Origin of the sequence: Pontibacter sp. HSC-36F09, from assembly GCF_024171605.1 — a bacterium.
Taxonomy (GTDB): Bacteria; Bacteroidota; Bacteroidia; order Cytophagales; family Hymenobacteraceae; genus Pontibacter.
In genome coordinates, this window is sequence record NZ_JALKAA010000003.1 from 488,409 (window position 1) to 511,451 (window position 23,043).

Consider the following 23,043-nt stretch of genomic DNA (forward strand, 5'->3'; position numbering starts at 1 on the left):
TCAATGGAAAGGCTTTTCTCATAATTGTGCTTGTACGTACTAAAGAGTATTTATGTGATTAAACTAGTTGGACGAACAGCATAAAGCGGCGGCAGGACGAATCAGGGATTATTCTGATTCTGCAATAGGCTCTTGCACAGGGAAGTGATTTTTCCGGAGGTTCATCCCATAGGTATAGTTCGTTGACAGGATCACGTCATTGCAATCGAAATGTTTGATCACGCCATCTTTCTGCAAGGCTACCACCCAGCATGTGTTCTGATGCATCCCATAGTCGATTAAGAAAATTGCCTGGCCCGTACCCAAAGGCGTCTCGACCAGAATGGTTGGTTTTAATTGAAGTATAGACATAGTGTGCGTTTCAAATATTATTGACTTTGACTCTTTAACTAATAAGCCAAACAATAGTTTAGGACACCTTTATACCTGACTTATTTGTTTTATCGCGCAGCACCTATTTAAGGGCAATGCAGTTGGTTCATTCTCGTTGGGACAGGTCGCGACCTGTCCCAACGCATCGTGACCGGTAATTGACGAATCATACACAAACTAATAATCAGTCAGGATAAGCAATAATATCACACACCTCCTCATCGCAAAGCAACTGCCGAAGTTCGGGGTCCTGCAGCACCTGCGTATAATCCATCCATTTGCCGTTGACCTTTAGCTTGCGCTGTATGAGCCGGATGCCGTGGCTATAGTCGACGTACCAGTTGATGTGTCCGGTATAAAGCGGCTGTATGGGTTTACCATCTGTGCGGTGCCAGCCATAAATGGCCACCCGGTTGGGTCGTGGGTCCCGGCTCACTTTGCTGCTTATCACGACATCTTTTTTGATGCCGGCAATAAGTCCCTTACGTCCCTGGCGCTGCCCTTCGATCATGAGATGGTGGTGGTAGAAGGTAAGTGTACTGTCGCGGAGCGCGTAGAGCGGGAGGGGCTCTAGTTTTACGCTGGCTTGCCTGTAAATGGTGTCCACCATTTTGCGGGTAGGCAGAAAGCAACCCAGGCTGTCAGCCAGTTGCTGTGCGGCCATCGGGGTGAGGGGGATGCGGGCCCAATTGGCGTTGTGCCCGATGCTTACGTAGTCCGGGCTGGCATAAAAAGTAGCTTCTATCGTTTTGCCCTCGGCGTTTGTAGCGGTGACAGGTATAGCCACAAATTTTTGAAGGAAGTCCGGCATATTGCCGCTCAGGATCTCCCGCACAGCCAGCGAATCGCGCTGCTGCCAGGTATAGCTGGCGGCTTGCTGGTAAAAGTCTGACCCTGACAGAGCAGCAGCCGGACGGGTTGGGAGCGTCATTTGCCGCTGGACGGTGCAGGAGAACGTAAACAGCAGGAAGGAAAAGCAAAGGAATCGTTTCATCTTTTTGTCGGTCTCCGGGCATGCAATGCGGCAGCGCCTGTTGCCGGTGATTATTTCATTAGCCAGCATAGCCGTCGTTTACCCGGATTCAAAGGCTTAAGGTAAAGAAAGATCTGTTGGTCAGGAAGGGAAGATAGCTTATTTTGATTATTTGTGAGGGAAGGTGCCAGCCCAGTTCATCAGGTATAGGAATTCAGATTGCTCCTGTCGTCGAAATGACAGGGTAGGGATCGTTTAGAAAAAGGCGTGCTTTTATGCGAAACTTTCTGTAAACAAGCAAGTTAACTATAGTATAGGAACTTAAATGGTTCTATGTTTCACTTATAATCAGGATTGCCTATGACACCGAATACTGCACTTGCGCTGCTATTGGTTGGCTCAGTCGCTTATTTCGTTATTGAGTTGATGATCGACTAAAGAGGCCTTGCACTTTTATTAAATGAGCACCTGATGAGGCGTCCGTTCAGCTGCCTGGCGGTGGTTGAAATAGAACACCCATCTGTCAGGTATAGCCGGGCTATACTTGTTCCTGCACAATTCTCCCATACCTGAAAAACACCAGTAACGATACCAAACCCACAACCGCCAGACAGATCCAGGCTGTAGTGATGATCTGCAGGCTTTCGGCTGCATTCAGTTCGCGGTGTTTCAGGATGATGCCGTAGAGTGCCCAGACACCGACCAGCCCAACCACGGGGTTCGTACGGCTAAAGACCACAAACACCACGATCAGGGTAGCTGCGACGATCATGAACGTGGTCCAGAGTCCTTCACTCAGGCCAAAGCCATTCCAGCCCAAACCTACCAAAGCAGAACTGATGTTGGCGACCGTGGCAATGATGATCCAGCCAAAGTACAAGCTCAGCGGCACCTGCGTAAACCAAATGGAAGCGGCTGAGCGGCTCCTGTCAAATATAGCCAGTCGCAGGTGGATCAGCAGCAGCGTGACCAATTGTATCAAAATCAGCACCACCGAGAGCAGCAGGCGCTCGTTTACCCAGGCAATGGTCCAGGCACCGGTAGCCAGGTTGTTAAGCATGAAAAGGAAGCCGAGCCCTTTCAGGTCCGCGTTGGCTTCGTGCAGGGCGGGTTCCTTAAACGCTTTGATGAGGTGGTATATGCAGAAGGCAGACAGCGCCAAGTATATGATTCCCCAGATGGAAAAAGTGATACCTGCCGGGGTGAAAAGCGCCGGATATTTTGCGGACACTTCGCCGATGGTCTGGCTATTGAAAAGCTCCAGCTGCGTGAGCTGCGAAGACACCAGGTGCAGCAGGAAAAACACGGTGTTCAGAATGGCAAGTGTCTTGATATTTTTCATAGTCCGGAGCGCGTTATTTCGGGATTGTTCTATCTACGCAAAAGAAAAATACTTAACCGGCCTCTACTTGAAATGTTCGCCGGAACCTGTATTTATACCTGCACATTCCATGTCACACAGTTGAGTACGCCGCCATCTATGGCCAGTTCGCGCGCAGGTATAGGGATCACTTCATAGTCACTGAAAATGCTTCGTGCCGTCTGCAGCGCTTCTGCATCTTCGGGTATATCGAATTGTGGGAACAGGATCACCTTACCGATCCAGGCAAAGTTGATGTAGCAGCCAATGGCAGTGTATTCTCCATCGTCATCCCGCTCCTCAGATAAGACATTGGGAAATTTGACAAGTTGTAGACCAGTTCGCCGCAGCGTCCGCTCGTACCTGGCTTTCCAGCTTTTACTATGCTTCTCGTAATCTGCCACCAGCAAGGTATGGTCATCCAGGAAGCGTACCATACCATCAGAGTGCCCGGTCATATCATCGGGCTGCTCAGGTATAAGGTATAGCTCCTCGACTTGCAAAGCATGCTGCAGTTGTGCTATCACATCCTCTTTTGCAAGCTTCTTGTTCTCACTGAAAATCCGCTCTGTTAAGATAACCGCATTCCCGGAGCGAACGACGTTGCCACCATCTAGCACAAGCGGATGCTGAAGCTTTGAGCCGGCCAAAAGAGACTTAAGCTGTACCTGCGAAGTATCGGTGATCGTGTGTCGGTACTCATCGTTGTCGCAGTAGGAGGGGTAGTATTTGAATTGCACGAACTTATCCTTCGTCACCTGCACCGGCATATAGTCGCGGCACCAGATGTCACTCGTGTTCTCGATAAAGCCATACCCTATACCTGCCCGTTCAAGGGCTTTCTCCAGGTATAGCCAGAATTCATATAGTGCCGGGCGCTCCTTGATCAGGTTGCTGAAATAAACGAAGTTGGTGTCGCGGTCGGTGATCAAGTTCAGATTTCTCCTTTCGTCTAAATGACAGGGTGGGGGATTGGCTTCAATTTAAGGTATAGCTTACAAAATAGAACTGATGATCAGCTGATCGCCGCCTTGCTTGCCGATCTCGTTCAGCTTGATCTTTTCGGTGTCCGGTGCCGGCTGCTCGCGCAATGCTTTGATGTAAGCTTCGAGTACTTCCTGTGTCTCGAACAGCGCATGTACTTTTTCCTTTCGCTGGCTGAGGGTTTTTACGGCGTCGCTGGTGAGGCTATAGAGTTTCCAGGCACGGAAGCGCCCGCTGTAGCATTCATAGCCGCCAATGCACACATAAGCATAATAGTCGCGGTCCCAGTCGAAGTCGTGGATAGATACTTGTGCCATCAGAAAAAAGGATAAAGGTATAGGGCTGCAGATTTGAAATGATGCCTAAGATAAGAAAAATAACAGCAGCTATACAGGCTTGTTTTGGCATTCTGGTTAAAATACTATATTTGTCAAATACTCGCTGGCTATATCTTTAGGGGCATTTAACATGCTGGTCCTACGCACAGCGGGTATACCTCAAAAACCATTCTTATGAAAAATTTTACCTGGCTGCTGGTGGCAGCCCTGGGCCTGACGAGCTGTATGGGCACGAAGAAATACGCGTCGTTTGTGGAGCAACGGGTGCAGACAGAGCAGGTGGCCCTTCCGCAGCTCGAAGCGCTGGTGGTGAATGCACCGGCCACCGGACAAACGGGCAATCAATTCAAACAGCTGGAGCGCTCATTTATACCTGCGCTGGTATACTGGGGCTGGAATTCCACCATCTCCTGCGAGCTCGATCCGGGCAAGGCGGCAACCTCTGTGCGTCGCGGTATTTACCAGGCAGCAGACAAACTCAACCTGCAGGACAGGCTGGCTGGCAGACAGTTGGTGGTCGATATCCGGCAGACGCCCGGCCAGTTTATGTACGTGAATAAGGGCAGTGTTATTTTCCTGATCTTTGCGCACATCACATCGGGTGAGGAATCCATCACACCGCGCCCGACTGACCTGGTGCTGCACTACCAACTGCTCGAAAACGGTACCGTTATAGCCAGTGGGGAGGAACAGCTAAAGAACACGCAGGAGCCGTTGCGCAACCTCTGGAAGTCGTCGAAGAAATTTACCTGGCTATACTTGGAGCAGTTTGATCAGGAAGCAAGTCGCATGGGGGAGGAGTCGCTGAAGAACATTCTGCTAAAACTGGAGGGCGACATGAGTCGTCTGTAGTCAGCTGGGTTTTAAAGGCCCGTTGCTATATATAAAAAAATCCCCTCTGATAAGGCAGAGGGGATTTTTTTATATGATCTGATTATATTCGCGAATCCGTTCGGTCTTCCCGTTTGGGCGGGTTAGTCGGATCGTCCGGATCGATTGGCCTGTTTGGGGCGTTCGGGTCTACATTCCTTCGACGCGGATCTTTTGGGTCCAGTTTGTCGATGTCCACCTCCGTATTTCGGACAGTGTCTCGGATAGTCTCGTCGTGCTCCGTTACGTCCTTGCGAAGGTTTATCTCTTCCACCACACGGGCTTCTTTGTTGATCACGGCCTCTTCGGCACGCTCCGTCAGGTTGATCTCACCTTCTTTGGCATTTGCCAGATCGGCATCTGTTGCCGGACGATCAACGGGTCTGCGCTCCACATCAACGTGCTCTTCGCGTAATTTGATGTGCTCCTCAACAGGACGCTCTACAATGCGGGTCCGAATGTTGGTTGCACCGGTTTCTACTTCCCGCTTCCCAACATTCAGATCCTCTTTGATGATCGGAATCGTCTGATCGCCTTCCTGTGTGCCGGTAGGAGTTGGTCTGTTACGATAAAATCTATCTTCGTCGTAGGCAGGGTCATTGTAGAAATCATTCGTATCGCGGGTGTCCCGGCCTATTACGGCAGCACTGGCGGCAGCTCCAACTGCCCCCATACCTCCGAATACTTTGCGGACAGACATTTCTGTATCGCGTGTCAGGCTTCCTTTCTCGTAAAGCGGCAGCGCCTGCAGTTGATCAGCTGTGATATTTGGCAGGATCACATCGTCGTCTGAGTCCTGTAACTCGGCTACCCCGATAGGTATGAGCACATGGCGCGGTTCCAGATCGAGGTAATTGCCTTCCAGGTCGAGCACGATGTAGCGCACCTTGCGGCTCTGCGGATCAAAGAGGAGTTCTTCCACCTCGCCGATGGTGTTGCCCTGCGGGTCTTTCACAGTCCAGCCTTTGATGTTAGGCTCTCCTTCTGCTATCTGGAAGTCACTGCCGCCCAATTCCTGCAGGCGGTTTCTATCATTATAATCTTCGTTTGTATTCATCGTCGTAATAAGTTAATAGTTAATAAGCTGGCTTGGTATTAATAGGTTATACGCGTGTTCCTGGCGCACGAATAATTCTACTTCATGCGGGGCCGCCGATGCTTAGTTTCCGCGTCGTGCCACGATCTCCACGCGTCTGTTCTGCTGACGCCCCTCGGCGGTCTGGTTGGTGGCAGCCGGGTCGGCCTCACCTACCGCATGTACCGTAATGCGGTCGGCACTGATGTTGCCATTTTGTGTCAGCCAGTTGCGCACGGCCTCGGCCCGTTCTTCAGCCAGCTGCTCATTGTAATTTTTGCTGGCCTTGGAGTCGGTGTAGCCGTAGATGCGTATCTGCCCGTCGTTGTAGCGCTGGCTCAGCGATTGTGCCACCTGCTTTAACTTCGGTGCGGCCTCCGCGCGGATCTCCTTCGAATCAGTACCGAACAGGATTGTCTCATCGACGCTGTAAATGGCATACTCATCATTGCCTCGTACAGTCACGTCCCTGTCAGTGATCTCCTGGTAGGTGGCAACCGGCGCATTGCGGTCGATGTCATCCCAGTCGGCGTCAGTTGCTGTGCGATTGTCGGTATCCATAGCGCCGGTTGTGCCGCCGGTGGTAGCACCAGCAGTTGTGGCTGCGGTGGTGGCAGTTGTAGTATCTGTGTCCATGTCACGGTCAACGTCGTTGTCGTCACATCCACGTAGTAAAAATATAATGGCCAGCAAGGCCAGAAGAGCCAGTACGAGCCATATCCAGATGGGTCTGTTCTTTTTCGGTTCAACGTTTAATTCAGCCATTTTTCAGTCGTTTTATTTTGTTTAAAAGGATTTAGATCAACATTGCGCCATCTTTGAAAAAACTAAGGCGCAATAGAAAGATTACGACTTACCTGTAGAATTAGTTATATATATTGATTTCTTAAATAAAAAAAGTCTAATTCTGATGCGCGTCTTAGACTGCAACAGATTTCCTGATCCGTATACCACCTGAGCAGCCTGGTAAATGCTTTTGATGAGCACTTTTATCACTCACCGGACTTTATTATTGAATACTCTTTTGAATGCTGAGACTCCTCCTGAAACCGTGTCCGGATGTATGTATAAGACTGCTGTTCCGGATATATGTATCCGGAAGTGTTTCTGCAGGGGACATCCTTGTCCCCGTATACCTGCAACGCCAGCTCACAGGCTCTCTCGGATTTATTAATGCGAAAGCAAACGGTAGGGGATTTCCAAATCACCGTATACCTGCAGACCTACACGCTGGGTTGTGGGCATCCCCAACAGAAAGCTCCTGGATATGGATGCCCCGAAGAGTTGTGTAGCCGGATCCAGTACCCTTTTTTGTCAACCTGAAAGAATCTTGAGAGGCAGTGCCGAGAGCTTAACCTCCCTGCCAGCGAGGATTTTAACAGTATGAAGGTAATTTCCATGCAGATTTTCACAGCATGAAAAACCCCGCTGGTCCCCTCAAAGGGACAGTTTTGTTGTTACAGTTATTAGCAGAAGGCTCATATCCACCACACAGCGCAAAAGCCAGAACAATCGTATAAGACCGCACCAGTTTTTCTATACCTGTCAGGTATGACAGCAGCTGTTCTTACCTTAGTTTTTTAATTATTAAAGATATACCAACATGCAGGCAGACCTCAGCGGTAAAACCATCATCATTACGGGCGGCAGTTCCGGTATAGGCGCAGCGGCGGCACGAAGCCTGCGACGGCAGGGGGCGCAGGTCGTGATTACGGGTCGTTCCGGTGAAACCAAAAAGCTGGCCGAAGAGATAGGCTGCGACTATTACCTCGTGGATTACTCCCGGTTCGCGGAGGTGCGCGCTTTTGCCCGGGATCTGCTGGCAGAATATCCCCGTATTGATGTGCTGGTCAACAACGTGGGCGGCATTATTGCTGACAGACGGATGACAGAAGACGGCCATGAAATGACATTGCAGGTCAACCATTTATCAGGCTTTCTGCTCACACTACTGCTTCAGGAACGACTGGAGAGCTCCAAGGCAATCGTGATCAATACCTCCAGCGCTGCCAATCTCATGGGCCGCGTGAACTTCGACGACCTCGAAAACCAGAAGAACTACAAAAGCATGTCGGCTTACGGAGCAGCCAAATTCATGAACATCCTGCATGCCATGGAAATCAGCCGGCGCTTTAGAGGCGTGTGGGCGGCTTCGTTTCATCCGGGGGTGGTCGGGACAGGTTTTGCGCGGGAAGGGGGCGGCCTGATCAGGTGGGCGTATGAAGGTTTGCTGGGGCGTTTCCTGATGATCTCCCCTGAGCAAGGAGCCGATACCCTGCTCTGGCTGATCAGCACTATGCCGGGCAAGGACTGGCAGGATGGGGAGTATTATTACAAACGCAGACCCGGTAGCCGAAATCCGCAAGTTAGCCCGGAACTGGCCGCTAAACTATGGGATGTTTCTGTGCAGCTGACCGGGACCGGAAAACAATAGCCCGTGTTGCAGGTATAGCAAGGTAAGTAATCAGATAAATAAAACATCCTATGAAAACAGCACTCGTAATTGGCGCAACCGGCCTGGTAGGAACGCAACTGGTACAGCAGCTACTGACAGACGAACGCTTCGGCAAAGTGACCGTGTTTGGCAGGCGTTCCCTAGGTATAGCCAACCCCAAACTGGAAGAGCACCTCATCGACTTCGACAAACCCGAATTGTGGCAGCACCTGGTGAAAGGCGATGTGTTTTTCTCCACGCTAGGCACGACGCTCAAGCAGGCAGGTGGTCAGAACGAACAGTACAAAGTAGACTACCACTACCAGTACAAGTTCGCCGAAGCAGCCGCTAAGAACGGTGTGCCGGCCTATGTGCTGGTTTCCTCATCAGGCGCTAACAAGGATTCCATGATCTTCTATTCCCGCATGAAAGGCACGCTGGAGGAGAATGTGAAGAAGCTCGACTTCCAGAGCATCAGCATCATACAGCCCGGCCTGCTGCACGGCGACCGCAAAGAGAGCCGCACCGGCGAGGAAGTAGCCTATAAGGTGATGCACTTTTTAGATAAAGTAGGTATAGCAGGCAAGTACAAACCCTACGAAGACAAGGTAGTGGCGAAAGCCATGATCAACGCAGGTATAGCCGCCCGGCCCGGCGTGCATACCTATACCTTAGGCAACATATTCAAGCTAGCTGAAAGAGAGCATTTGAGCCGGTAGGTGTGATAGAAGTGGCGCGAGTGTCCTTGATCGTGTCAACTATTGTAAGGCCTCTGGCCCAGTTATAAGTAAGCTATAGGTATAGCTTACTTTGCTGTGTAGCTACAGCTAGTACAGGTATACCAAACTGAGTTGTTCTATAGCTTCGCCTGTGCGGCGGGCACTCACTTTTTTCCTTGATGAAAAGAAAGAGGGCCCCTACCCCCAGTAAGCAAAAAAATCAAGACGATTTTAAACTCGCTGACCGCTCAGACACAAAATCGTCAAGAGTGCACCCGGCACTGCTTTCTGTTTCATAGTTACCGGGGCAAGTTACTCTTGCTATACCTGTCAGTGGTTTGTGATATCGACTACGAAGCTATACCTGTAAAGCAGTATCAACACAAGCTCCCCTCCTTGGACAAGGAGGGGCAAGGGTGGTTGGCCCAGGTATAGCAGAAAAGCTGCTGCAACTACGAAGCTATACCTGTAGATTACGAAGAAGCTGAAAAGTCCCCCTCTCGAGAGGGGCAGGGGGATGTTAATCGTGCACGACTCTTTTAGGGTAGGGGCCCTCAATAAAAGGAGAAGGCTGGGATGAGGCTAATTTCCTAGAACGCCTATACCTGTGAATAGGCGATTACAGGCTCCACTTCTGCCATCTGTTGAGGGGTATCCTAACCCGCGTTTACAATCTTTCATAATTCGGAGATTAGGAAATCCCCTACAGCTAACTATCGGATTGATCAATCCGATAGATCAATTGCTCAAGTTGATGGTATTAGGTGTAGGACGTCTCCTTTAATGAAGTACAGGTATTTTATACATTATTAAAAGGTCAAGATTTTCGGATACTCCTCCTGATTCCTTAACCTTTACATTTCCTTTCCTTAATATTGGGGTAACCTGCCCGGAATAGCTTTGCGACCAGATAAACCAACATCTTTCGCTATGCTATTAAGAACTTTTACACTTTTAAAACGGCAACTTCCTGCCTTGTTGCTCCTGCTGCTTTGCTGTCAGGTGGCCGTGGCACAATCGCTGTCCATTCAGGGCAAAGTAACCGACGAACAGGGCTCAGGACTGCCGGGAGCCAGTGTGGCCGTGAAGGGCACGACTAATGGCACAATCACCGATGGAAATGGCAATTACAAACTAAGTGTCCGCAACCAGGACGATGTGCTGGTGGTGTCCTTTATCGGGTACCTCGCGCAGGAACTGCCTGTCGGAAGCAAGGATTTTATCAACATCCAGCTGCAGCCCAATCAGAATCAGCTGAACGAAGTAGTGGTAACCGCCTTAGGTATAGAGCGGGAAGAGAAGGCCCTGGGGTATGCTACCCAAACAGTTAGCGGCGAAAGCCTTACCAACGCTCGCTCCAATAACTTTGCAAGCGCTCTTTCCGGTAAAGTGGCAGGTCTGAGCCTGGTGTCTCCTGGTTCAGGGCCAGTAAACTCTACACGCATATCGCTGCGCGGGGATAACTCGCTGGATCCTAATGGCAATAATGCACTGATCATACTGGATGGTGTGCCGCTCAATAGCGGAATGACCAGTTCAGGAGTTGACAATGCCTATGGGGCAGGCTCAGGGAATGATATCCCGGTGGACTTTGGTAACGGCATTGCGGATATCAACCCCGACGATATTGAAAGCATCACCGTGCTGAAAGGACCGAGCGCGGCCGCGCTCTATGGCAGCCGTGCCGCCAACGGCGTACTGATCATCACCACCAAATCCGGCACCAACAGGAAAAAAGGCCTGGGCGTGACGGTGAACTCCAACTTCAGCTTTAACGATGTGCTGCAGTGGCCGGATTACCAGTATGAGTATGGGCAGGGAACGCATGAGCTGGACAAGAACGGAAAGCCCGTTTACTCCTACCACGTGTCAGAGGACAGCAAGAATACAGGCAGTACCAGTAGCGCCTATGGTCCTAAGTTTGACGGACAGTACTTCTACCAGTATGATCCCACCCTGGAGGGGCAATCGGCTGAGCGCCAGTTGTGGAGACCCTACAAAGACAATATCAAAGGCTTCTTTAGAACAGGTTCTACCATTACGAACAGTGTAGCCGTGGATGGCGGCAATGACCGTGGTTCGGCACGCGCCTCCCTGACGCATTCTAAGAACGAGTGGATCATGCCCAACACCGGATTTGAGCGCATGACGGCCGCTCTGAGCTTGAACTACAACGTGTCGGATAAGCTGAAGCTGAACTCAAAAATTAACTTCACGCACAAGAAAAGCGACAACCTGCCCGGCACCGGCTACAGTAACCAGTCGATTGCCTACTTCATGATCTTCCAGAACCCGAACGTGGATCTGGCCTGGTACGAGCCAAGATGGAAAGCGGGCAAAGAGCAGCTGGAACAGATTCACCCGTTTAGCTCTTACATCGACAACCCCTATGTGATCGCCTACGAGATGACCAATGCCATGAATAACTATTCTACGGTGGGTAATCTCTCGGCTACTTATGAGTTCTCTCCGAAGTTTGACCTGCTGGTGCGCTCTGCGCTTACGACAAGACAGGAGGACCGGGCGCAGCGCCGTCCATTTGACACGGCCAACTTTCCGCTCGGTTACTACAAGGAGCAGAACATCTTCGACTATGAGATCAATAACGACTTCCTGGTTACTTACAAAGATAAGATAGGTAGCGATATTGATATCAGGACTTCATTTGGCGGCAACGCCAGACGTGAAAAATACAGACTGACAAACGGGGTGATTGATGGCCTGGTGATCCCAGCGGTATACAAACTCTCCAACGGCCTCAGCAACCCGATGATGACAACAAACCACTCAAACAAGCACGTGAACAGCTTGTATGGTCTGGCCACCTTCTCTTATCAGGACAAAGTATTTGTGGACGTGACGGGCCGTAACGACTGGTCATCTACGCTGCCGGTACAAAACAATTCCTTTTTCTATCCTTCCATCAGCTCCAGCTTTATACTGAGCGATATCTTGACGTTGCCGCGCCAGGTGTCTTATGCCAAGCTGAGGCTTTCCGCGGCGAAAGTGGGTAACGATACAAGCCCTTACAGGACTAGAAAATACTACGGACAGAGCGACTTTGCAGCCTCTGGCTCGGTGCCTACTACACTACACAACAAGGACTTCAAGCCAGAGCTTACCACCAGCTATGAGGCCGGCCTGGAATACAGGTTGTTCCAGGGGCGCCTGGGCATGGACATTACTCTCTATCAAAGCTTTACGGAAAACCAGATTCTGGAAATCCCGCTCGACCCTACTACAGGCTATAGCAGGGCTGTAATGAACGCCGGAAAGGTGCGCAACCAGGGTGTAGAACTGATGGTGAACGCCACGCCTATAGAAAGAAGCGGTTTCCGCTGGAATACGTCTGTGGTATGGTCTAAGAACGACAACAAGGTAATGGAGCTGGCGGAGGACCTCGGAACCGATCAACAGGTGCTGCACATGGGCGGCCAGGCAAGCATCATCGCTAAAGTGGGCGGAAGCACAGGCGACATCTACGGCTTTGGCTTTGTAAGAAGCCCCGACGGACAAATCGTGTACGACAAGGCAGGCCTGCCGGCTTACCCTGCTGAAACGCAGTACATCGGCAATGCCTACGCTGACTGGAAGGCCGGTTTCAACAACGAATTCACCTACAAAAACTTCCGGTTCAATGTATTGCTTGATGGCCAGTACGGCGGCATCATTTACTCCCAGACGCACCATAAAATGGCGGAACAAGGCAAGTTGAAAAGCACGCTGATGGGCCGCGAGGATGGTTTCATTATAGGCGATGGCGTAGTGGACAACGGCGACGGCACTTTCTCGCCAAACACAGTAAAAGTAAAGCCTCAGGCCTACTACACACGCTACTATCGTCGCGCCAACTTGGAGTCTAACTCCTTCGATGCTTCCTTCCTGAAGCTGCGTGAAGTGCGCATGGAGTATAATCTGCCAAAAACGCTGCTCGCTAAGACCAGGTTTATCAACGGGGCCAGTGTGGCTCTCTACGGTCGTGACCTGGCCATGATTTCCAAGTTCCCGATCTTCGATCCGGAGACGGCTGCACTGAATGGTGGTACCATTATGCCTGGAGTGGAAATGGGGCAGATGCCCTCTACCAGAACCTTCGGTATGAATGTTACCCTGCAACTTTAATTTGAATTCCTAAAAGATAGCCTGGGCCGGCCTGGGATTCTCAGGCCGGCTTCCCAAATTTTCAAAGCAATGACAAAACGTATAAATAAATTTCTGGCAGTGCTGGTTGTCCTGACCTGCCTTAATTCTTCCTGTACCGACGACTTCGAGGAGATCAACATCAACCCGAACCTCATCGAAAAAATCAGCCCAGGCACATTGCTCAACCCGATCATTTATGAGGTGTCGAGCTTTAACGCCACCCGGAGCAATTCCTTCACGTTTGATCTGATGCAGGTAGCACTGCCATACCCGAGCGCATCCGGTGGCGTGCACCGTTATGACATCGGGGAGAGCGCCGGCAACTCGACCTGGAACACTTACTACCGCTGGCTTGCCAATATCAAGGAAATGCAGGCGGCAGCTGTAGCGGCAGAAGATCCTAACTACGAGGCGATTGCCCTTACCCTGAATGCCTGGGTATACTCGCTGTTGACAGACTCCTTCGGGGATGTGCCCATGGATGACGCATCGCGTGGTGATGAAAAAATTTTCTACCCTGCCTTCAATACACAGCAGGAGGTTTATACCAAAATACTGGCTGACCTGGAGCGGGCAAACATCCTCTACAGCACTTCCAGAGGTATGGTGTACGGCACGGATATTCTCTATGGCAACAACGTAACGAACTGGCAGCGCTTCACCAACTCACTGCGCCTCCGCCTGCTGCTCCGGGTATCTAACAAGTCAGAGATGAATGCAGTGGCCGGCCTGGCCGAGATCATCAACAACCCGGAGGCAAACCCGGTGTTTACCAGCAACGAACAGGCGGCGATCCTTAAAATTACGGGCATCCCACCGATGATATCGCCGTGGGGCCGTGCCGTTGACTTTAGAACAGGCCGTGCTGCCTCTGCTTTCTTTATCGACAATCTGAACGCGTTGAATGATCCGCGCCGTCCGAAGTTCTTTGGAGAGGCAACGTTAACAGACGGCAAAACCAAGGTGGGTTACAAGGGCATTCCGAGTGGTTTTGACAGCAACAGTGCCCAGTTCGATTTCTCTCCATCCAGTCCGAACATCGCCTTGGTGACTGCACCAATGATTGCGGTCATGATGAGTTATGCCGAGGTGGAATTCATCAAGGCTGAGCTGGCGCAGAAAGGCATTGCCGGTGCCGATGCGCAGTCGCACTACGAAAGAGGCGTAAAGGCTGCCATTGCGCAGTGGGGTGCCGAAGTGCCGGCCGATTACTTTGAAAATCCGGCCGCTGCTTACGATGGCTCCCTGGAGCGCATTATGCTGCAGAAGTACCTGGCATTGTACTTCACGGATTACCAGCAGTGGTTTGAGTACCGCCGCACAGGCCTGCCCGTGTTGCCTAAAATGGAAGGTATGATGAACAACCAGCAAGTGCCGGTGCGTTTCCGCTACCCAGCCAACGTGCAGCAGATGAACGGCGAGAACTACAAAAAAGCCGTGGAGCGTATGGGCGGCGACGATATTAACACCAAAGTTTGGTGGGAAAAGTAAGCCTACAAAAGCTATGAAAACAGGGAGTCGTTGCTCGTACTGGGCGCGACTCCTTTTATAATTGAAACAACCATTTCAGACTGATTTAAAAATGTCTCAGAAAAGAAGATCCTTCCTTAAATCCCTCGGCCTGGCAGGTATGGGCCTGACGCTGGCACCTAGTATCCTGCAGGCCAAACCCGCTATACCTGTCCGCGGCAAAGACCTGAGCACCGTAACCCTGAGCGGCAAGGTATACGCCAACGGAAAAGGGATAGCCGGCGTATCTGTAACCGACGGCATTAATGTGGTGACCACCGACTCGGCTGGCCGCTACGAACTCCTCAGCAATGCTACCGCTGACTTTGTATACCTGTCCATACCGCGCGGCTACGAGTTCGAAAACGAAAAGAGCATTACCCGTTTCTACAAAAGAATTGTACCGCAGCGGGGACGTTTCAAAGCGGACTTCGAGCTGAAGCGCCTGGCGCAGGACGACACGCAGCACAACTTCGTGGTATGGGCCGACCCGCAAATCATCTCAAAAGCAGACGCGGAGCAGCTGAAGCGCGAGTCAGCGCCTGACTTGAAAGCGCTGGTCAGCAGTTATCCAAAAGACACCCTTTTTCACGGCATTGGCTGCGGTGACCTGGTGTGGGACAAGTTTGAGCTTTTCGACGACTATCAGGAGGCGCTGGCCATAGCCGGTATCCCTTTCTTCCAGGTGATCGGCAACCACGATATGAACCTGGATGCTCGTACTGACGAAGGCTCAACCGAAAAATTCAAGGAGCTGTTCGGGCCAACCTATTATTCCTTCAACAGGGGAGAGGTGCATTATGTGGTGTTGGATGATGTATTCTTTATCGGCACGGCCAAGAAATACATTGGTTACCTGACGGAGCGGCAGCTGGCGTGGCTGGAACAGGATCTGGCGACTGTAAAGCCCGGTTCAACGGTGGTAGTTAGCTTGCACATACCGGCCTATACCCGCCAGCATGAGCGTAATAAAGAGAAAGAGCCATCCTTGGGCGGTGTGGTGTCGAACCGTAAAGAATTATACCGTCTGCTGCAGCCATACAAAGCGCACATCATGTCGGGCCATACCCATTTCAACGAAAAGATCTTTGAGGGCGACAATATCATCGAGCACGTACACGGTACCATCTGCGGAGCCTGGTGGACCGGCCCGATCTGCTACGACGGTACGCCGAGCGGCTATGGCGTATATGAGGTGAAGGGTAGCGAATTGCAGTGGTACTACAAATCGACGGGACTGCCGCGCGAGCACCAGCTGCGGGTATACCCGGTAGGGGCTATGACCGCAAAGCCGGAGCAGGTGGCTGTGAACGTCTGGAACTGGGACCCAAGCTGGAAAGTGGAGTGGCTGGAAGACGGCAAGCGCATGGGCGAAATGACTCGTGAAACCGGGCTGGATCCTTTGTCAGTAGAGCTGCATGAAGGAGCTGCTAAACCTTCCAAGCACAAATGGGTGGAGCCACAGCCAACTGATCACCTGTTCTTTGCCAAACCATCAGTTGGAGCCACCTCCTTTGCCGTGCAGGCAACCGATCGTTTCGGAAATGTATACAGGGATGAAGTGAAACTTGCCAGGCCGGAAAGTGCCGTTCGCTAGGTATAGATTTTTGCCAGGTATAGCTTGTATTGTCTCTTACCAGGTATAGCCTCTCACTGAAGCAGGTATAGCAATTTGCCTGACCAAGTATAGCATGCAGGTGCCAGAACTCTTTTGGGGTTCTGGCACATTTGTTTGGAATCCGGTAGAGTCTGAGGCTAGTCGCTACAGGTATCAGGTTGCGGGTTCCGGCTTACGCCAAGCTATACCTGAAAAGAGCAGGCCAGAAGCTGCGACCGCACCAACAGATCGTTATATTTACGAAACTATACCTTTAGCTATACCTATGCGCTTCCTTTCCAATCTGTCACTGCTGTATTTAAGTGGCCTGTTGCTGCTGATTTCCTGTGCGCCAAGCTCTCGGCAAAGTACACCTAAACACGCATCTGAAACTCCCGTGACCCAACTTCGCGTCATGAGCTACAACATTCACCACGCCAATCCGCCAAGTAAGAAAGGCATGATTGAGTTGGAGACCATTGCAAACGTCATCAGAAAGGAATCTGTTGACCTGGTGGCCCTGCAGGAAGTGGATGTGAATATTGCACGATCAGGAAATGTAAACCAGGCCAAAGCACTGGCCGAGCTGCTCGGGATGCACTACTACTTTGCGAAGGCCATTGATTTTGGGGGAGGCGAGTATGGCGTAGCGATCCTTTCGCGCTTTCCGCTATCAGATACCCGGAAAGTCCCGCTGCCTGAAGAGGCCGAACCGAAAGCAGAAGACCGGGTAGTAGCACTTGCTACCGTGCAGTTACCGGGTGGGCAACGCATCCTATTTGGCAGCACCCACCTCGATGTGCTGAGCAGTGACAACCGCCTGCAGCAGGTTCAAACCATCAACAACATTGCCGAAGCTCAGGAAGGGCCTTTCATCCTGGCCGGCGACTTCAACGACTATCCAGATAGCCCCGCCATCACGGCGCTTGACGGTGTATTTCAGCGTACCTGCCAGACCAATTGCGAACCTACTTTCCCGCAAGACAATCCCGACCGCATCATCGATTACATCGTTTTTTCGCGCACATTTAATTTGAAAGTTCTCTCACAGCATGTTATGCCGGAAAGCTACGCCTCAGACCATCGGCCGGTGGTGGCGGTGTTAGAGCTCCCGGCTGCTCCCGCTAGTCGTTAGTGGCCAATTGCTCTACACCGGTAGGCCAGCTTTCCATGGACAGGATTTTCTCTCGGAGGGCATCGGTTATTTCATCTGCTATCCGGTTGGGTGAGCGGTTGTAGCGCGTATTGGCCAGCACCACAAAGCTGTACTCGTCGTTGACCCTGGACAGCACGGTCGTGGTGCCCGGCAGGGAGCCATAGTGGGTCCAGGTGTCGCCACCAAAATAAGTAGTCTGCAGCAGGTTTTCTCCGATCAGGTCAGGTATAGCCGGGTTACGATCAATCAGGGCCATGAAGCGCATCAGGTCGCCTGTGCTCGACAGCCAGCCGCCATGTGCGTCCATACGTGCCATGTTATACGAGTAGGGATTGTGCTCCCGTTGGTAATATTTCACCTCTTTCGGTGCCTGTTCTGCTGCCGAGTCGCCCGCTATCTGCATTCCGAAAACCTTCGCCGGATGTAGAATTTCCTCCTGTACAAAATTCTGATAAGGCTTGCCTGTCACTTTTTCGATTACCCGGCCCAGGATGCTATACCCCAGGTTAGAGTAAGTAACAGTTGAGCCGGGCTGGTGCTCCAGGACCTGGTGCTGCACCTGCTCTGTAATGATCTCTCTGGCCGTAACAGCGCCATCGACTAGCATCGGATCGCGTTTGCTGTTGGGCCATCCGGAGGTATGGGTGAGTAAATGATTGATGGTGATCTGTGTTATGTTAGGATCAGCTGGTTCCGGGAAATCGTCTGCCAGTATACCTTCTGCACCAAACACCTTGTCAGCCAGCGTAAGCTTTCCGTCCTGTATCAGTTTGAGAATACCGGCGCTCGTGATGGGCTTGGAAAGGCTGGCAATTCGGAACAGGCTCTGGTCGCTCACGAGTTCTTCTTTTTCCTTGTCTGCATAACCGTAGCTTCTGACAAAAACCGGCTCACCATTTCGGGTGATGGAGATGGCAAGCCCCGGTACGTCATAACGCCGCATGATTTCATCGAGCGTCTCGTCGAAATGAATGTACGCGGACCCAGGTATGGCCTGCCGCTGCACCACGCTTCCGTCGGCATCTTCCACATTGTAATAGATGCTGCGCTGCGCCCCTGAGTTTTTAGGATCACTTCCCAAAACATTGTTGCTGCTGATATCTGATATGGCAGGTGAAAGGTACATTGAGCCGCCCGTGGTGGACGCTACGGCAGTCATCCGCTGCGAAGTGTTATCGGGGAATCCAGAGAAAGGGAAGAAGCCGGTCTCTGACAAGTGGGTCTGTGAATTTGTAGGTCTCCTGATTCCGGCCTGGCATGCGAAGATGCAAAGCAGAAATAGCGCGACACACAACCTTCGGTGCATACTGTTAAAAGGTAATTGGTACTAAAAATGTATAGCGGCGAAGCAGTTGGGTAGTAATGATAACCCAGGCTGCGCCGATTTTCATAGTGCAGGTATAGGAGCTCGAATCTGAAAGCGCTGACGCTGCGATTCTGATGCTAATTTAAATTATGTTTGTTTCTGAAACAAAATAAATTGTAAACCGTAATTGCACTTTATTTATTAAGTTAATCCGATAATAAGAGAGAGTTATTGGATTGTAGGATATTTCTAATGTGATAAATTTAATTAAGTTTAAAAAAATTAGGACAACAGGTAAAAGTCTCTGCTCGACCAGATAACTTTGTACTGCTAATTTGGTAAACTCATCAGAAAAAATAAACCCCGTGACCTTTTCCAGGTACGGGGTTTAAAGTATACCGAGCTTCCTGCACTTAACCAGGCTGTTGAACAGTAGCAGGAGTTGATTTCTTCTCTTTCGGGTTGCGTTGCAGAATAGGTAGCAACGATACGCCAATGTAGGCATTGGCGCCATATGGCTTGCCTAGGTTAAGGGCACCCCCGATGTTATCAGAGCCGATGTAAAAGTTCATGAAACGCACCATAGCACCTACAGTCAGCACTGAATAGTTATTTTGCAGGGCCACAGGCACAGCTAGCTCAAACTTTTTGAACTCAGCACGTGGTGTAATAGCAAACAGCGAATTCTGGCGCATTCCGATTGAATTGCGGCCACGTACACCCTGGATCAGAGTGGCATTCGCGTAAATGTTTCGCGTCAGGCGATAGTCAATATTAATGTTCAGGGCGGTGGGTAAAGAGGCGCGGAAAGAAGTCTGCTTTTCGCTTTCGCTCACATCCAACTGTTCGTTTAGGTAGTCCAGCTTATCCTCAGTTGTTTCTGCGTCTCCTATGTCTGAGAGGTTCACCTCTTTGTTAGTGCGTGTCACGTCGTAAGCCCATACCAAATCCGGGTTATTGTAATGGATGCCACCAACATCCATCAGCGACACAGCTACCCTGTATTTGTACTTGTTTTGTTCAAGGTTGGTAAGTTGCTGTCCATTGCGTGTGATCTGGTAATCCGGGTTGCTCGTGCGGTACTCGTAAGTAAAGCCCAGGTCGGCACCCCATCCGCTGCCAGCACTTTTGCCGCCTAGCAACAAACCGAGGATGTCACCACTTTCAGCCGCGTCAAATTCTGGCGCAGCCGCATAGCCATAGCGGGCATGCACTTTATCTAGTTTCACTACGTATTCTGCATCGTCAGTGCCTTCTACCATTCTTTCCTCGGCTTGCAGGTCCGTATCTTCCAGGTTAAGGAAAGCCGCCGAGCCACCGTTGAGGCGCTTCAGGGTTATACCTGCCTTCACAAAATGTGGCCCCTGGTCCAGCACTACCCGGGCATAGCTCAGGCCAAACTCCGAAAACACATTGGCATTCAGGTTCATGTTGTTGCCGGTGTAGGGTTTGTACAGGTAGCTGTCGTCTTCGCCATCCGCTACTTTATACAGTCGCGCCACTTCCTCTGACAGATTGTTTGCCTGGAAAGCGGCACGTACGCGCGTTGTTACTGCAATGCTGTGCTGGGGGCTTAACTGCCACATAAACGCCGGACCTCTGAAGTCTGCACCGGCCATCACGAGCTTCTGCTTGCCGTTCAGGTTCTCCTGGATGTACTCACTTTTAAACTCCTCGCCCTGACGAGCCAGCTTCAGCAGCGACATAGGTGCATCGTAGCGAAGGTAGTTATTTGTGGCGCCAAACTCAGCTGAAAAAAGGCTCAGGTAGAACTTGTGGCGGGAATCAGCTATAGCCGAGGGATTGGTATAGAGGCCGTTTGTGCCGGCATAATTGCTGTTGGCTATACCTAACTGCTGCGCCTGTGCTGTTTCAGGCAGCAATGTTTTGGCGAGGAGACTGAGTCCAAGGGCAATTTTAACTGCGTAGATGTTTCGATTCATGCAATGCGAATAAGGGTGAGTGAATGGGACAATTAAGCTGTAAATCATAGCCCGGAAGGGCATACGTAGGTAAGTGTATTAAAAAGCACAACAGGTAGTTGCTCAATTATAAATAGAAAAAACACTATTCTTATGTGAGTGGCTGCAAAGGTAGCAGGACAGATTTTAATTGCCAATACCTACGTTTGGGTATTTAGTGAAAAAAAATCCCCTTCAATTTGAAGGGGATTGTGATGTGAAGACAAGTATGGAAACTTACCAGGCGATGCCGTAGTCTTCGCCGTGGTTGCTGGAGCCTCCCCAGAAGCTGCCGTGTTTCCAGTCAAAGAAAATGGCGTTGATCGGTCCGCTGGTGCGGTCGCCGAAACTCAAGGTATAGCCCATCTTCTTCAGTTCGTTGCGCACAGAATCAGGTGTACTTTCGTTGAGCAGGATGTGGCCGGGCTTCGGTTTACGGTCATCGGTCTTGGTGCCGCCGAGCGAGAGCCAGAGTTGGTTGGTGTTGAAGTTGGCAGCCTCGGCTGCTTTCTGCACGTTCATGTCAAACTCCACCACGTTGAGGAAAAACTGCAGCAGGTTCTGTTCCTGCGTATCGCCGCCCTGCACCGCAAAGGAAAGGTATGGCCGTCTGTCTTTCAGCGCCATGGAAGGTGTGAGCGTTACACGCGGACGTTTGCCGGGCTCCACCACATTGAAAGGATTCAGCGTTGGGTCGAGCACGAAGCTCTGCATACGCTGGCTCATACCTATACCTGTATTGCCCGCTATAGTGGCCGCAAGCCAGCCCCCGCTCGGTGTGATCGAAACGATCCAGCCTTCCTTGTCTGCCGCCTCAATGGTGGTGGTACCGCGCCAGAGCCGGTCCTGGTACTCAGTTTCTTCCTGAATTAAACCGGTGCGTTGATCGTGTGTTGGGGCAAAGTTGCGGCGCACAGTGTCTGGTTCAAATCCTCTTTTCTTCAGCAATTTCAGGTAGGGGTTCTTGCGGCCCTCAAAAGGATAAGGGTCACCCGGACCAATGGTCGCGTCGTTCTTGTCTTGTTGGATCAGGCTGGCCCGTTGCCTAGCATACTCCTTACTGAGCAGGCCTTTCATAGGTTCTTCCGGTTTAAAGTAAGGATCGCCGTAATAGAAGTCGCGGTCGGCAAAGGAGAGGCTCATGGCCTGGTATACGATGTGGATGTAGCGGGGGCTGTTGTAGCCCATGTCTTTCAGGTCGAAGTTCTCGAGGATGTTGAGTGCCTGTAGCAGGGTAGGTCCCTGCGTCCACTGCTGCATCTTGTATACCTCCACGCCTTTGTAGTTCACCATTAACGGCTCCTCCTCGATCGGCTTCCATTTGGCCAGGTCCTGCATAGTGATCAGTCCACCTTGCTCTTTAGAGCCACGCACAAACTCTTCGGCAATGTCCCCCTTGTAGAAACGGTCGTAGGCCGCCATAATAGCTTCCTTGCGGCTTTTGCCTTGCTTCAGTGCGGCTCTTTCAGACTCCACCAGTTTGGTGAGCGTCTGCAGCAGGTCCTTCTGCACAAAGATCTCACCCGCCGCCGGCGCTTCCCGTTCCTCCCCCGGATGCGTCAGGAATACTTTTTTGCTGTAAGGCCACTGCTTGATGAGTTCCTTGTTTCGTTCAATGCTATTGGCCGTTTGCGCTTCGATCGGGTAGCCGGCTGCCATTTCCATGGCGGGCGCCAGCACCTCTTCCAGGCTCAAGGTACCATAGTTAGCCAGCATGTGCATCAGCCCGCCGGGAGTACCGGGGGTGGTGGCTGCCAGAGGACCGTTTTCAGGCGGGAAGTTGTAGCCTTTGTCTTTGAAAAACTTGGCAGTAGCGCCGGTAGGAGCGACACCCATCGCATTGAGGGCGATTACTTTTTTGGTTTTGGGGTTGTAGATGAGTGCCTGTGTTTCGCCGCCCCAACTCAGCACGTCCCACATGGTGCAGGTGGCTGCCAGCATGGTACAGGCCGCATCCACGGCATTACCGCCTTTCTGGAAGGTCATGGCCCCTGCGGTGGCAGCGAGCGGCTTGCCTGTTATAGCTACCCAGTTTTTGCCGTGCAACACCGGCTTCTGGGTCTGCTGCGCCGCCACCGGGAACAGGGGCAGGGCCAGCAGACAAAGGGATAGGAATCGTTTCATTTGTTTCGGTTTAGGAGATCAATTTAGTGATTTTTCTCAGAGAAGACCTATGGGACCTTCCTCATTTATCCTGTTTTCCAATTGAATCACGGTATAAAAGGTATAACGTATCTGAATAATCA

Annotated in this window: 17 protein-coding genes; 7 read left to right on the forward strand and 10 right to left on the reverse strand. The window is 51.2% G+C overall.

Translation table 11 applies throughout. The features are described 5' to 3' along the window. Positions 1-108 precede the first annotated feature (108 nt). The 5 genes from L1278_RS11990 to L1278_RS12010 all read right to left on the reverse strand — a co-directional run bounded on the left by L1278_RS11990 (position 109) and on the right by L1278_RS12010 (position 4,006). Positions 109-351: a hypothetical protein gene (locus L1278_RS11990; protein WP_253404506.1), complete on the reverse strand. Its 243-nt coding sequence runs from the start codon at positions 349-351 to the stop codon at positions 109-111. Between the two features lie 205 nt (positions 352-556). Then, positions 557-1,366 carry a hypothetical protein gene (locus tag L1278_RS11995; RefSeq protein WP_253404509.1) on the reverse strand — a complete coding sequence of 270 codons (810 nt, stop codon included), beginning with the start codon at positions 1,364-1,366 and terminating at the stop codon, positions 557-559. A 517-nt stretch (positions 1,367-1,883) separates the two neighbouring features. Further along, positions 1,884-2,687, reverse strand: a complete 804-nt coding sequence (locus L1278_RS12000) for a hypothetical protein (protein ID WP_253404516.1) — start codon at positions 2,685-2,687, stop codon at positions 1,884-1,886. Positions 2,688-2,779: 92 nt separating this feature from the next. Then, on the reverse strand, positions 2,780-3,637 hold the full coding sequence (locus L1278_RS12005; RefSeq protein ID WP_253404518.1) for an agmatine deiminase family protein: 858 nt from the start codon (positions 3,635-3,637) through the stop codon (positions 2,780-2,782). Between the two features lie 63 nt (positions 3,638-3,700). Then, positions 3,701-4,006, reverse strand: coding sequence for a hypothetical protein (locus tag L1278_RS12010; RefSeq protein WP_253404520.1), 306 nt, complete (start codon positions 4,004-4,006; stop codon positions 3,701-3,703). Between the two features lie 195 nt (positions 4,007-4,201). On the opposite strand from L1278_RS12010, the gene L1278_RS12015 reads away from it, so the two are divergent. Then, on the forward strand, positions 4,202-4,879 hold the full coding sequence (locus L1278_RS12015; RefSeq protein WP_253404524.1) for a hypothetical protein: 678 nt from the start codon (positions 4,202-4,204) through the stop codon (positions 4,877-4,879). Positions 4,880-4,961: 82 nt separating this feature from the next. Here L1278_RS12015 and L1278_RS12020 read toward each other — a convergent pair whose 3' ends face one another. Both L1278_RS12020 and L1278_RS12025 read right to left on the reverse strand, forming a co-directional pair. Next, positions 4,962-5,954: a DUF2382 domain-containing protein gene (locus tag L1278_RS12020; RefSeq protein WP_253404526.1), complete on the reverse strand. Its 993-nt coding sequence runs from the start codon at positions 5,952-5,954 to the stop codon at positions 4,962-4,964. A 102-nt stretch (positions 5,955-6,056) separates the two neighbouring features. Beyond that, a complete protein-coding gene (locus L1278_RS12025) occupies positions 6,057-6,737 on the reverse strand; it encodes an OmpA family protein (RefSeq protein WP_253404528.1) in 681 nt (226 codons plus the stop codon). Between the two features lie 838 nt (positions 6,738-7,575). Between L1278_RS12025 and L1278_RS12030 the strand changes: the two genes are divergently transcribed. The 6 genes from L1278_RS12030 (at position 7,576) to L1278_RS12055 (ending at position 17,509) form a co-directional block, all read left to right on the forward strand. Continuing rightward, positions 7,576-8,406: an SDR family NAD(P)-dependent oxidoreductase gene (locus L1278_RS12030; protein ID WP_253404531.1), complete on the forward strand. Its 831-nt coding sequence runs from the start codon at positions 7,576-7,578 to the stop codon at positions 8,404-8,406. A 50-nt stretch (positions 8,407-8,456) separates the two neighbouring features. Beyond that, positions 8,457-9,125 carry an NAD(P)H-binding protein gene (locus L1278_RS12035; protein ID WP_253404533.1) on the forward strand — a complete coding sequence of 223 codons (669 nt, stop codon included), beginning with the start codon at positions 8,457-8,459 and terminating at the stop codon, positions 9,123-9,125. A 930-nt stretch (positions 9,126-10,055) separates the two neighbouring features. Beyond that, a complete protein-coding gene (locus L1278_RS12040) occupies positions 10,056-13,247 on the forward strand; it encodes a SusC/RagA family TonB-linked outer membrane protein (RefSeq protein WP_253404535.1) in 3,192 nt (1,063 codons plus the stop codon). 69 nt (positions 13,248-13,316) lie between these two features. After that, entirely contained in the window at positions 13,317-14,759 is a 1,443-nt protein-coding gene (locus L1278_RS12045) for a SusD/RagB family nutrient-binding outer membrane lipoprotein (protein ID WP_253404543.1), read from the forward strand. 91 nt (positions 14,760-14,850) lie between these two features. Next, complete coding sequence (locus L1278_RS12050) at positions 14,851-16,374, forward strand: calcineurin-like phosphoesterase family protein (RefSeq protein WP_253404545.1); 1,524 nt, start codon at positions 14,851-14,853, stop codon at positions 16,372-16,374. Positions 16,375-16,771: 397 nt separating this feature from the next. Continuing rightward, on the forward strand, positions 16,772-17,509 hold the full coding sequence (locus L1278_RS12055; RefSeq protein ID WP_253404548.1) for an endonuclease/exonuclease/phosphatase family protein: 738 nt from the start codon (positions 16,772-16,774) through the stop codon (positions 17,507-17,509). Here the strand turns inward: L1278_RS12055 and L1278_RS12060 are convergent. The 3 genes from L1278_RS12060 to L1278_RS12070 form a co-directional block, all read right to left on the reverse strand. Then, entirely contained in the window at positions 17,499-18,746 is a 1,248-nt protein-coding gene (locus L1278_RS12060; protein ID WP_253404551.1) for a serine hydrolase, read from the reverse strand. The genes L1278_RS12055 and L1278_RS12060 overlap by 11 nt on opposite strands. A 503-nt stretch (positions 18,747-19,249) precedes the next feature. After that, complete coding sequence (locus tag L1278_RS12065) at positions 19,250-20,779, reverse strand: DUF5723 family protein (protein ID WP_253404558.1); 1,530 nt, start codon at positions 20,777-20,779, stop codon at positions 19,250-19,252. A gap of 255 nt (positions 20,780-21,034) precedes the next feature. Then, positions 21,035-22,921 (reverse strand): gamma-glutamyltransferase family protein, encoded by a 1,887-nt coding sequence (locus L1278_RS12070; RefSeq protein WP_253404560.1) that lies wholly within the window; start codon positions 22,919-22,921, stop codon positions 21,035-21,037. Between the last annotated feature and the right edge of the window lie 122 nt (positions 22,922-23,043).